14 protein-coding genes are annotated in these 11,498 nt (G+C 69.6%); 2 read left to right on the top strand and 12 right to left on the bottom strand.

The genetic code is table 11. The features are described 5' to 3' along the window. The 7 genes from JWS13_RS41170 to JWS13_RS41140 form a co-directional block, all read right to left on the bottom strand. Window positions 1-840 carry a TM2 domain-containing protein gene (locus JWS13_RS41170; protein ID WP_206010886.1) on the bottom strand — a complete coding sequence of 280 codons (840 nt, stop codon included), beginning with the start codon at window positions 838-840 and terminating at the stop codon, window positions 1-3. Continuing rightward, window positions 833-1,891, bottom strand: a complete 1,059-nt coding sequence (gene lgt / locus JWS13_RS41165; RefSeq protein ID WP_206010885.1) for a prolipoprotein diacylglyceryl transferase — start codon at window positions 1,889-1,891, stop codon at window positions 833-835. The genes JWS13_RS41170 and lgt overlap by 8 nt, the downstream gene beginning before the upstream one ends. Next, window positions 1,888-2,691 (bottom strand): tryptophan synthase subunit alpha, encoded by an 804-nt coding sequence (trpA, locus tag JWS13_RS41160; RefSeq protein WP_206010884.1) that lies wholly within the window; start codon window positions 2,689-2,691, stop codon window positions 1,888-1,890. The genes lgt and trpA overlap by 4 nt, the downstream gene beginning before the upstream one ends. Beyond that, window positions 2,688-4,007 (bottom strand): tryptophan synthase subunit beta, encoded by a 1,320-nt coding sequence (gene trpB / locus JWS13_RS41155; RefSeq protein ID WP_124390028.1) that lies wholly within the window; start codon window positions 4,005-4,007, stop codon window positions 2,688-2,690. Before trpB ends, trpA begins: the two co-directional genes overlap by 4 nt. 62 nt (window positions 4,008-4,069) lie before the next feature. Further along, window positions 4,070-4,879, bottom strand: a complete 810-nt coding sequence (gene trpC, locus JWS13_RS41150; protein WP_124390027.1) for an indole-3-glycerol phosphate synthase TrpC — start codon at window positions 4,877-4,879, stop codon at window positions 4,070-4,072. An 86-nt stretch (window positions 4,880-4,965) separates the two neighbouring features. Continuing rightward, window positions 4,966-5,670, bottom strand: coding sequence for a TIGR02234 family membrane protein (locus JWS13_RS41145; protein ID WP_206010883.1), 705 nt, complete (start codon window positions 5,668-5,670; stop codon window positions 4,966-4,968). Further along, the gene (locus tag JWS13_RS41140) at window positions 5,667-7,253 is read right to left on the bottom strand and encodes an anthranilate synthase component I (RefSeq protein ID WP_192581724.1); all 1,587 of its coding nucleotides are present in this window, start codon (window positions 7,251-7,253) and stop codon (window positions 5,667-5,669) included. The genes JWS13_RS41145 and JWS13_RS41140 overlap by 4 nt, the downstream gene beginning before the upstream one ends. Window positions 7,254-7,312: 59 nt before the next feature. On the opposite strand from JWS13_RS41140, the gene JWS13_RS41135 reads away from it, so the two are divergent. Further along, complete coding sequence (locus tag JWS13_RS41135) at window positions 7,313-7,777, top strand: peroxiredoxin (protein WP_206010882.1); 465 nt, start codon at window positions 7,313-7,315, stop codon at window positions 7,775-7,777. Here the strand turns inward: JWS13_RS41135 and JWS13_RS41130 are convergent. Next, window positions 7,765-8,544 (bottom strand): dioxygenase family protein, encoded by a 780-nt coding sequence (locus tag JWS13_RS41130; protein WP_206010881.1) that lies wholly within the window; start codon window positions 8,542-8,544, stop codon window positions 7,765-7,767. The genes JWS13_RS41135 and JWS13_RS41130 overlap by 13 nt on opposite strands. Window positions 8,545-8,743: 199 nt before the next feature. On the opposite strand from JWS13_RS41130, the gene JWS13_RS41125 reads away from it, so the two are divergent. After that, window positions 8,744-9,253, top strand: coding sequence for a MarR family winged helix-turn-helix transcriptional regulator (locus JWS13_RS41125; RefSeq protein WP_206010880.1), 510 nt, complete (start codon window positions 8,744-8,746; stop codon window positions 9,251-9,253). A gap of 61 nt (window positions 9,254-9,314) precedes the next feature. Here JWS13_RS41125 and JWS13_RS41120 read toward each other — a convergent pair whose 3' ends face one another. From JWS13_RS41120 to JWS13_RS41105, 4 genes are read right to left on the bottom strand one after another with little or no spacing between them, the layout of a single operon-like run. Continuing rightward, a complete protein-coding gene (locus JWS13_RS41120) occupies window positions 9,315-9,494 on the bottom strand; it encodes a tautomerase family protein (RefSeq protein ID WP_005247502.1) in 180 nt (59 codons plus the stop codon). Between the two features lie 51 nt (window positions 9,495-9,545). Next, complete coding sequence (gene hisI / locus JWS13_RS41115; RefSeq protein WP_206010879.1) at window positions 9,546-9,890, bottom strand: phosphoribosyl-AMP cyclohydrolase; 345 nt, start codon at window positions 9,888-9,890, stop codon at window positions 9,546-9,548. Further along, complete coding sequence (hisF, locus tag JWS13_RS41110; protein ID WP_072945236.1) at window positions 9,887-10,660, bottom strand: imidazole glycerol phosphate synthase subunit HisF; 774 nt, start codon at window positions 10,658-10,660, stop codon at window positions 9,887-9,889. Before hisF ends, hisI begins: the two co-directional genes overlap by 4 nt. Continuing rightward, the gene (locus JWS13_RS41105) at window positions 10,657-11,490 is read right to left on the bottom strand and encodes an inositol monophosphatase family protein (RefSeq protein WP_087556295.1); all 834 of its coding nucleotides are present in this window, start codon (window positions 11,488-11,490) and stop codon (window positions 10,657-10,659) included. The genes hisF and JWS13_RS41105 overlap by 4 nt, the downstream gene beginning before the upstream one ends. Between the last annotated feature and the right edge of the window lie 8 nt (window positions 11,491-11,498).

Here is an 11,498-nt window from a genome sequence, read left to right as displayed (position 1 = left end):
TCACTGGTCCCGCAGGGGCCGCCCGTACTGGTCCTTCACGCTGCCGGTCAGCATCATGATGCCGTCGACCAGCGGCCAGATGCCGCCGATTCCACACGTGAGCCACGTGACGGCGATCTGCGCCACGGCGATGCCGGGCTGGTTCAGGTAGAACCGTCCCACGCCGAACGCGCCGAGGAAGATCTGCAGCAGTCCGGCGGTCAACTTGGACTTGTCCGAGTACGGCTCACCCGTCAGCGGGTGCCTGCCGAACGGCGCCGACGGATCGGCGTACGCGTTGTAGCCGGGGGCATACCCGGGCGGCGGGTACCCCTGCTGGGGGTAACCCTGCTGCTGTCCGTACCCCGGCTGCTGGTACCCGGGCTGCTGGTAGTCCTGCGGCGATTGCGGAGCCGCCCCGTACTGCGCGCCGTAATTCGGATCCGGTGCCCCGTAGGTCGGACCGTCCGGCTGCTGGGGCTTCTCGTACCCGGAGTACGGCGCGGTCGGAGAAGTCGGCTCGCCCACGTTCGGGAACGGGGCCGTCGGCTCGGTTCCGCCCGGCGACGGGTAGGTGGGCGTCGACCCCCAGCCCGGGCCGTTACCGACACCCGAATACGTGTCCCAGCCCGGTCCCGTCCCGGACGAACCCGGCGACGGCGTCGCGTCGGACGTGGCGGGCGGCTGGGACAGCGAGGCCTCGGCGGTGGCGTCGTAGTCGAAGGGCGAGCCGAATTCGGGCGGCACACTCGAGTCGCTGCTGTTCTCGGTGCCGTCCGCGCTCTTGCCCAGGTCGACCTTGTGTGCGTCGTCGGATGCACCCGTGCCGGAATCGTCGGATGCTTTCCCCGGTTCAGTCATTCGCGTCATCCTTCTTGCTGTCGATGGTCTTCGTGCCCGCGTCGCCGCCGGCACTCGCAGTGCTCGCGGCCTTGTCGTCCGATACCGACTCCGATGCGGACGCCTTCCCGTCCTCGTCCGTGCCCTCGACCTTCTTCTCCCCCTCCGCCGGTGCGGTCTCGTCCGCGACCGGTTCGCCGTCGGCAGGCCGCAGTTCCGCCGGATCCTCGCGCCCCTTCGTGGCGGCGAAGAAGTACACGACGGCCGCGACGAACACCAGGGCGGAGGTGAACGAGTTGACGCGGACACCGGCGATGAGGCTCGCGTGGTCGCTGCGCATCAGTTCGATCCAGAAGCGCCCGGCGCAGTACCCGGCCACGTACAGGGCGAAGAGGCGGCCGTGCCCGATGCGGAATCGGCGATCGACCCAGACGAGCAGGATCACGATCAGCACGTTCCACAGCGCCTCGTACAGGAACGTCGGATGCACCACGAACGCGACCTCGCCGGTGGACACCCCGTCGATCAACTGCGGAGACACCTGGCCGACGTCGTTGCGGCGCTCGAAGATCTCGAGCCCCCACGGAACGTCCGTCTCGCGACCGTAGAGTTCCTGGTTGAAGTAGTTTCCGAGCCGTCCGATCGCCTGCGCGAGCAGGATGGCAGGCGCGACCGCGTCACCCAGCGCCGGCAGCGGGATGCCGCGGCGACGGCAACCGATCCAGGCACCGACACCGCCGAGCGCCACGGCGCCCCAGATGCCGAGGCCGCCCTGCCACACCTTCAGGGCGTCGACGGGATCGCCGCCCTCCCCGAAGTACGTCGGCCAGTCGGTCATCACGTGGTAGAGGCGGCCGCCGATCAGGCCGAACGGCACCGCCCAGATGGCGATGTCGAGGACGGTGCCCTTCTCGCCGCCGCGGGCGACCCAGCGACGGTCGCCCCACACGATCGCGACGACGATCCCGACGATGATGAACAGCGCGTACGCGCGCAGGGCCACCGGTCCGACATACCAGACACCTTGGGGCGGACTCGGAATGTAGGCCAGTACGTCCACAGTGGAAGTCACGACGCCACGGTAGCGGAGCGAACGCCCTCGGCAAGTTCCTCCGTCAGCGACCGCACCGCGTCCAGACCGCTCTCCGCCGCGGTGACCAGCGCGGATCCGACGATGACCGCGTCGGCGTAGGCGGCGATCTCGGCGGCCTGCGCGCCGGAGCGGACACCCAGTCCGACACCCACCGGAATGTCCGAGTGGGCGCGGATGCGGGCCGTCAGTTCGGGTGCCATCGACGACACGGCGTCACGCGCGCCGGTGACACCCATCGTGGATGCGGCGTAGACGAACCCGCTGCTGGCGTCGAGGGTGATCGCGAGACGCTCCTCGGTCGACGACGGCGCGACGAGGAAGATCCGGTCGAGGTCGTGTTCCTTCGACGCGGCGATCCAGTCGCCGGCTTCCTCGGGGATGAGGTTGGGGGTGATCAGGCCGAGGCCGCCCGCGCTCGCCAGATCGCGGGCGAACTTGTCGACGCCGTACTGCAGAACCGGGTTCCAGTACGTCATCACGACGGCCTTGCCGCCGACGGACGCGATCGCGTCGACGACCGTGAACACATCGCGCACCCGGACACCGTTCTGCAGCGCCGTCTCGGCCGCCGCCTGAATGGTGGGTCCGTCCATCACTGGGTCGGAGTAGGCGATGCCGACCTCGACGATGTCGCAACCGGATTCGACCATCGCCTTGAACACGTCGATGGATTCCTGCACGGTGGGGAACCCGGCCGGGAGGTACCCGACGAGCGCGGCGCGCTTCTCCTCGCGGCACTGCGCGAACGTCGGGGCGAGGCGCGAGAGTCGTTCGCTCACTTGGCCGAACCTTCCTTGTCAGTCGTGGTGGTCTCCGTCGAGTCGTCCGGATCGAACAATCCGAACCACTTGGCGGCCGTGTCCATGTCCTTGTCGCCGCGCCCGGACAGGCTGACGACGATGATCGCGCCCTCTCCCAGTTCGCGGCCCAGCCGCAGCGCACCGGCGACGGCGTGGGCGGACTCGATGGCCGGGATGATGCCCTCACGCTCGGACAGCAGTCGGAGCGCGTCCATGGCCTCCGAGTCGGTGACCGGCTCGTAGGTGGCGCGGCCGGTGTCCTTGAGCAGTGCGTGTTCCGGGCCGACTCCGGGGTAGTCGAGGCCCGCGGAGATCGAGTGCGACTCGATGGTCTGGCCGTCCTCGTCCTGCAACAGGTACGAGTACGCGCCCTGGAACGCGCCCGGGGTGCCACCCGCGAACGTCGCGGCGTGCCTTCCGGTCTCGACGCCGTCACCGGCGGCCTCGTAACCGACGAGTCGCACGGAGGGATCGTCGAGGAAGGCGTGGAAGATGCCGATGGCGTTGGAACCGCCGCCGACGCACGCCGTCACGGCGTCGGGGAGCCTGCCGGTCAGCGCCTGCACCTGGACCCGGGTCTCCAGACCGACGACGCGCTGGAAGTCGCGGACGATGGTCGGGAACGGGTGCGGTCCGGCGGCGGTGCCGAAGCAGTAGTAGGTGTTGTGGGCGTTGGTGACCCAGTCGCGCAGCGCCTCGTTGATCGCGTCCTTCAGGGTCCTCGACCCCGACTCGACGGACACGACCGCCGATCCGAGCAGCCTCATGCGCGCGACGTTCAGCGCCTGCCGCTCGGTGTCGACTGCGCCCATGTAGATGATGCATTCCAGACCGAGGAGCGCGCAGGCGGTGGCGGTGGCCACACCGTGCTGACCGGCGCCGGTTTCCGCGATGATGCGGGTCTTGCCCATGCGCTTGGCGAGCAGCACCTGCCCGAGCACGTTGTTGATCTTGTGCGAGCCGGTGTGGTTGAGGTCTTCGCGCTTGAGGATAAGCCGCGCCCCACCGGCGAACTCGCTCATCCGCGTCGCCTCGAAGATCGGGGACGGACGACCGGTGTAGTCGCGCTGGAGTCGGTCGAGTTCGTTCAGGAACGACTCGTCGCCGCGCGCCTTCTCGTACTCGGCGGTGACCTCCTCGATCACCGCCATCAGGGCCTCCGGCACGTGCCGTCCGCCGTACACGCCGAAGTGCCCTCCGGCATCGGGGTCGTGCGTCGTACGCTCGGCGATTCCGGCGCTGGCAGTCGGCAGATTGCCACCCTTGAAGACGGTTTCCTGATTACGTGAAGTCACAGGTCCAGTCTGCCTCGAGGCCGGGTTCCGCCGCCGTCCGGGTCAGGTCCGCCGGGGCGGGGTCAGCGCGACGGCTTGGGGCAGGACGGGTGCGCGCCGGCGTTGACCAGATCGGCCACTGCCTTGCGCGGATCACCGCTGGTGACGAGGCCTTCGCCGACCAGCACCGCGTCGGCTCCCGCACCGGCGTACGCCAGCAGGTCGGCCGTGCCGCGCACCCCGGACTCCGCGATCTTGATGATCTGGGTGGGCAGTCCGGGAGCGATCTCGCCGAACGTGTTCTTGTCGACCTCGAGCGTCTTGAGGTTGCGCGCGTTGACCCCGATGACCTTGGCGCCCGCCTCGATCGCCCGGTTCGCTTCTTCCTCGGTGTGGACCTCGACGAGGGCCGTCATGCCCAGCGACTCCGTCCGATCGATCAGCGACGCGAGCGCGTCCTGCTCGAGGGCGGCGACGATGAGCAGCACCATGTCGGCGCCGTGCGCGCGGGCCTCGTGGATCTGGTACGGCCCGACGATGAAGTCCTTGCGGAGGATCGGGATGCTCACCGCGCGGCGGACGGCGTCGAGGTCCGCGAGGGACCCCTGGAACCGGCGCTCCTCGGTGAGCACGCTGATCACGCGGGCGCCACCGGCCTGGTAGGCGGCGGCCAGTTCGGCGGGATCGGCGATGTCGGCGAGCGCACCCTTCGAGGGGCTGGCGCGCTTGACCTCGGCGATGACTCCGATGCCCGGCTCGAGCAGGGCGGCCGCGGCGTCGAGGGCCGGCGGTGCGGCGGCAGCGGCAGCCTTGACTGCGGCGAAGTCAAGGACGGCTTCGCGGGCGGCGACGTCGGCGCGCACCCCGTCGAGAATCGAGTCGAGAACGGTCATCGTGGCCCGAGTCCTTTCTGGGCAGAAACCCGATGTGAGGAACATCATCAGGGGTGAAGCCAGCCTAGATGGCACTCTGATTGTGTTTACGTCCGGGTACCCGGGTCTTCGTCCGAACCGTCAACTTGGTCGACAGGTCCGGCTTTCCTGTCTTCCACCGTGGGGTCCTCCCCCGCATCCAGGGCGTCCCAGAGCATGCGCTGGGTGACGGGACCGTCGGCGGAATCGGCACCGGCCTTTTTCGCCGCGTCGCGTCGCGCACCGGGGCTGTCGTACTTGGAGGACAGCCCCGCCCGCACCCGCGGTCTGCGAATCAGTTCCACCGCGGCGGCGAGTGCCGCCAGGGCCCCCACCAGCACGAGAACAGCGGGTCCGGCGTGCACGGACACCGTCTGGACGTCGGCCCGGCCGGGCAACTCGGCCAGCCGCGCCGCCTCGTCGTCGGAGGCGCCGGACACGAGCAACCCCACCGCCGGGACGGCGGCCGCGACGGCCACCACCGCGACGAGCACACCCAGCACGCGCAGGGCCCAGCCCTTCACGGCGAACGACGCGGCGATCGCGGCGACGAGGGTCAGCGCCAGCGGTGTGAGCGCCGCCGCCCACGTGCCGCCCACGAGCACCGACGTGCGTTCCTCGCCGAGTCCGTCGGAGGAGGTGACCTCCACCCACGTCATCCGTGACGCGCCCCACAGGCACACGGCGGCTACCGCGAGGAGCAGCACCGCGATCATCGATCGGCGGCGCCCCGCCCGCGCGGGGTCCCGGGCCGGCTCCGACGCGTCGCTCACTGCGTGTCGCCTCCCAGGGTCTTCAGCGTGTGTGCCGCCGCGATCGCGCTGAGCACCGCCATCGCCTTGTTCCGCGCCTCGGTGTCCTCGTACTCGGGGTTCGAGTCGGCGACGACGCCCGCGCCCGCCTGGACGTACCCGACGCCGTCCTTGATCAGCGCGGTCCGGATCGCGATGGCCGTGTCGGCGTCGCCGGCGAAGTCGAGGTACCCGATGATGCCGCCGTAGATGCCGCGGCGGGTGGGTTCGAGTTCCTCGATCAACTGCATCGCCCGGACCTTCGGCGCGCCCGACAGGGTGCCCGCCGGGAAGCAGGCGGTGACGGCGTCGAGGGCCTGCTTGCCCTCGGCGAGGTGACCGGTGACGGTGGAGACGAGATGCATCACGTGGCTGTACCGCTCGATGTGGCGGTAGTCGTGGACCTTCACCGTGCCCGGTTCGCACACACGCCCGAGGTCGTTGCGGCCCAGGTCCACGAGCATCAGGTGCTCCGCGTTCTCCTTCTCGTCGGCGAGCAGGTCCTTCTCGAGCAGGATGTCCTCCTCCTCGGTGTGCCCGCGCCACCGGGTGCCCGCGATCGGGTGCGTGGTGGCCACACCTTCCGACACGGTCACGAGCGCCTCCGGGCTCGATCCGACGATCGAGAACGCGGTCTCGTCGTCGCCGTTCGGCACGTTGAGGAGGTACATGTAGGGGCTGGGGTTGGAGGCGCGCAGCATCCGGTAGACGTCGATCGGGTCGGCGGTGCAGTCGATCTCGAAGCGCTGCGACAGCACCACCTGGAAGGCCTCGCCGGCCTCGATGTCGCCGACGAGTTTCTGCACGTCGGCGCCGAACCCCTCGGTGGTGCGCTGACGGCGGTAGTCGGGGGCGGGTTTCGCGAAGGTGGACACGGTCGACGACGCCGGGGCCGACAGGGCGCGCGTCATCCGGTCCAGCCGCTCGACCGCGGAGTCGTAGGCCTCGTCGACGCGTTCGTCCGTGCCGTCCCAGTTGACGGCGTTGGCGATCAGGGTGATGGCGCCCTCGTGGTGGTCGACGGCCGCGAGATCCGTCGCCAGCAGCATCACCATCTCGGGGATCTGCAGGTCGTCGGTGGCGTGCTCGCCGATGCGCTCGATGCGCCGCACCGCGTCGTATCCGAGGAAGCCGACCATGCCGCCGGTCAGCGGCGGCAGGTCGGGCAGCCGTTCGCTGCGCAGCAGTTCGAGGGTCTGGCCGAGCGCCGCGATCGGATCGCCGCCGGACGGTGCGCCCGCGGGAACGTTGCCGTACCAGGCGGCTTCACCGTCGACGACGGTCAGCGCGGCGGGACTGCCCGCGCCGATGAACGACCATCGCGACCACGATCGGCCGTTCTCCGCCGATTCGAGCAGGAAGGTGCCGGGCCGGTTCGCCGCCAGCTTGGTGTAGGCGGACAGCGGAGTTTCCGCGTCTGCCAGCACCTTGCGCGTCACCGGGACGACCCGGTGTTCGGCGGCGAGAGCGTGGAACTGCTCACGTGTGGTGGTCGAGTCGGACCCGCCGTCGGCCGGGGTGGCGGCGGACTCGGGTGCGGGAATCGTGGTGGGCTCGCCGTGCATGCGAACCATCATCCCAGGCGCACTCGTCTCGTCTGCGTGCGCGGGTAGCCTCGGCTCCCATGAAGCCAGGTCAGCTCGCACCGGAATTCACCCTGCCCGATCAGGACGGCATCGAACGATCGCTGTCGAGCCTCCTCGAGGACGGCCCCCTCGTGCTGTTCTTCTACCCCGCGGCGTCGACGCCGGTCTGCACCGCCGAGGCCTGCCATTTCCGGGACCTCGGAACGGAGTTCTCCGCGGTGGGAGCGTCCCGCGCCGGGATCAGCACCGACGCGGTGGCGAAGCAGGCGTCGTTCGCGCAGGCGCAGTCCTTCGACTACCCACTGCTGTCGGACGCCGACGGAGCCGTCGCGGAGAAGTTCGGCGTCCGCCGCGGACTGCTCGGCAAACTCGCCCCGGTCAAGCGGTCGACGTTCGTCATCGACACCGACCGCACCGTGCTCGAGGTCATCTCGAGCGAGTTCCGCGCCAACACGCACGGCGATCAGGCGCTGGCCTTCCTCCGGACGCGTCAGGCCACCTGAATCGACCGCTTGGCCAGTCCCATCCAGAAGCCGTCGATCACCTGCCGGGGAATCTGCTCGGGGTCGCTCGACGCGCCGAGCGTGACGAAGAGCGGCGCGAAGTGCTCGATCGTCGGGTGTGCGTACGGCATGCCCGGCGCGAGCGAGCGGAAATCGATGAGCGAATCCACGTCGCCGGCGGCGAGACGCTCGTCCGCCCAGGCGTCGAACTCCGACGACCAGCCCGGCGCCTTCGCGTCGGGTGACGGGTCGCGCAGGAACGGCAGGCCGTGGGTGGTGAATCCGGAACCGACGATCAGCACGCCCTGCTCGCGCAGGGGACGCAGCCGCTCACCGAGGTGCAGCAACCGCTGCGGGTCGAGGGTCGGCAGCGAGATCTGGAGGACCGGGATGTCGGCGTCGGGATACATGACCGTCAACGGCACGTAGGCGCCGTGGTCGAGGCCGCGATGCGGCTGGTGCGACACGGTCTCGTCGTCCGGCATCAGGGACACGACCTGCGCCGCGAGTTCAGGGGCGCCGGGCGACTCGTACGTGGTCCGGTAGAACCGCTCGGGGAAGCCCCCGAAGTCGTAGACGAGGGGCGTGCCGGTGGTGGTGGATCCGATGGTGAGCGGCGCCGATTCCCAATGCGCCGACACCATGAGGATGGCCTTGGGCCGCGGCAGGTCGCCCGCCCACTTCGCCAGCTGCGACACCCACAGGTCGCTGTCCACCAGCGGCGGCGCACCATGGCTGAGGAACAGGGCGGGCATGGCGTTGGTCATCGCGACTCCTTCGGATCGAGGTCCGGCATCGACGAAGAAGTGAACTCGTCACCGACCGCGATGTTGAACCTTCAAGTTACTATAGGAGTCAACATGCGGGCGCGGCAACTATTCCCCGGGCACGAATCGGCCCCGCGGCGTGCTAACTATTGAGGACACGCTGCACAGTGGATCGACGTACGGACGGAGGACACCACCGATGAGTGGCAACGACGAGGGCAAGCCGGACCAGCCCGGCACCCGATGGCTCGACGCAGAGCAGCAGGAGGCCTGGCTCACCCTCATCGCACTGGTCACCCGGCTCCCCGCCGCGCTCGACACTCAACTCCAACGCGACTCCGCACTCACCCACTTCGAGTACTTCGTCCTCGCCTCACTCTCCGGCGAAGCGAACCAGCGCCTGCAGCTGTCCCTGCTCGCGCAACGCGCCAACGCGTCGCTGTCGCGGCTGTCCCACGTCGTCACCAAAATGGAGAAAGCCGGCTGGGTGCGCCGCGAAAGCATCCGCGGCAGCCGCGGCTCCGACGCCGTCCTCACCGACGAAGGCATGGCCAAGGTCGTCGAGGCCGCGCCGCCGCACGTCGAATCCGTGCGATCACTGATCTTCGACGGCCTCTCCGCCGACCAGGTCCGTCAACTGTCCGAACTGTCCGGCGCCATGCTCACCCAGCTCGACAAGAGCATCGCCGCGGGAACCGGCAAGGCCTGACCGCACTCACAGCTCAACCGAGCGGCGTCCCGCCAGCTCAACCGAGCGGCGTCCCGCCAGCTCAACCGAGCGGCGTCCCGCCGACACCCCAGCTGTCGCGCGGCACCTCCGTGATCGTCACCCACACCTTCGCGGGATCCTTGCCCGTCGCGTCGGCGTAGGCCTTCGTGACGGCCTCGATCGTGGCGCGCTTCTGCTCCGCGGTGAGCCCCGGCGTCTGACTGATCTGAATGAGTGGCATGCGGACATCCTGCCCGAGAGCACACGGACATCCTGCTCGAGGGCCGCTGTGCTAGTCGGCGGCGAGCAGCACGTCCGAGTCGAAGCAGGTGTGCGTGCCCGTGTGGCACGCCGCCCCCTCCTGGTCGACGATGAGCAACACGGTGTCGCCGTCGCAGTCGAGCCGCACCTCGTGGACGTACTGCGTGTGACCGGACGTCTCGCCCTTCACCCAGTACTGCTGACGGGAACGGGAGTAGTACGTGCCCTTACGGGTCTCGAGGGTGCGCGCGAGGGCCTCGTCGTCCATCCACGCCACCATCAGGACATTGCCCGTCGACCGTTCCTGCGCGACGGCGCTGAACAGTCCCGCCTCGTTGCGCTTGAGCCGTGACGCGATGGCCGGATCGAGACTCATCGGACGGTGATCCCTTCTGCACGCATGGACTTCTTGACGTCGCCGATCGTCATGTCACCGAAGTGGAAGACACTGGCCGCGAGGACGGCGTCCGCGCCTGCCCCGACGGCGGGTGCGAAGTGCTCGACGGCGCCCGCTCCCCCGCTGGCGATCACCGGCACGTGCACGGCGGCGCGGACCGCGCGGATCATCGGCAGGTCGAAACCGGCCTTCGTGCCGTCCGCGTCCATCGAGTTGAGCAGGATCTCCCCGACACCCAGTTCGGCGCCGCGGACCGCCCACTCGACCGCATCGATGCCGGTGCTGCGCTTGCCGCCGTGGGTCGTAACCTCCCACCCCGACGGGGTGTCCGGCTGGCCCTGCGGCACGGTGCGCGCGTCCACCGACAGCACGATGCACTGGGAGCCGAAGCGTTCGCTCAGTTCGCGGAGCAACTCGGGCCGCGCGATCGCGGCGGTGTTGACGCTCACCTTGTCGGCGCCGGCACGCAGCAACCGGTCGACGTCCTCGACGGTGCGGACACCGCCGCCGACCGTGAGCGGGATGAACACCTGTTCCGCCGTGCGGCTGACCACGTCGAGCATGGTGCCGCGGTCTGCGGTCGACGCGGTGACGTCGAGGAACGTGAGCTCGTCGGCGCCCTGGGCGTCGTATGCGGCCGCCAACTCGACGGGGTCGCCCGCGTCCCGCAGGTTCTCGAAGTTGACGCCCTTGACGACGCGTCCGGCATCGACGTCCAGACACGGGATCACTCGAACCGCCAGAGTCATTGCGTACGCCCTCCTGAAGGCTCGGAACGGGGATCACCCAGTGATCCGAGGATATCGAGAATTTCGCCGTGCACCCCGGGCGCTCCGGCGAGCACCGAGTCGGACGTCACGGTCCAGGGTTTGCCGCCCAGATCGGTCACCACACCGCCCGCGGCGCGCACCAGCGCGACACCGGCCGCGTTGTCCCACGCATTGTGGCCGAACACCACCGCGCCGCCGAGTATTCCGGCCGCGGTGAACGCGAGGTCGACACCGGTGGACCCGTGGATCCGGATCCGCGAGGACACGCGGCTGAGCTGCGCGAGGACCTGCAGCCGGTACGCGCCGGGGATCCGCCCGCGACTGTCGATGTTCAGCGCCCCCAGGCCCACGATCGACGACGCCAGCGACGTGCGGCCGAGCCGCGGCAGCGGCTGACCGCCCTCGAGCAGCGGGCCGTCCGCGACGGCCGCGTAGCGCCGCCCGACGAGCGGCAGCCACGTGAGACCGAGAACGGGAACGCCGTCGTCGAGGAGCGCGAGCAGCGTGCCCGCGGTGGGCAGACCGGCCGAATAGTTGAACGTGCCGTCGATGGGGTCGAGCACCCACACAGGGCCGCTGTCGAGGTCGGGTCCGCCGAACTCCTCGCCGTGGACGTCGATGCCGGTCCGGTCACGCAGTTCGCCGGTCAGCCGCTTCTCGAGTTCGAGGTCGACGGCGGTCGCGAAATCGTCGGGTCCCTTGTGGACGGCGCTGGGCGCACCCACCCCCGAGACGAACCGGTCGTGCACTCCGTCGAGCAGCTCACTGGCGACGGCGAGGAGTTCCCGGGGATCGCGGGACAGGGCCATGGCGGGAA

The sequence above is a fragment of the Rhodococcus pseudokoreensis genome, from assembly GCF_017068395.1.
Lineage (GTDB): Bacteria > Actinomycetota > Actinomycetes > Mycobacteriales > Mycobacteriaceae > Rhodococcus_F > Rhodococcus_F pseudokoreensis.
Note: the sequence above shows the minus strand (reverse complement) of the source record. Positions and strands in the feature narration are given on the sequence as shown.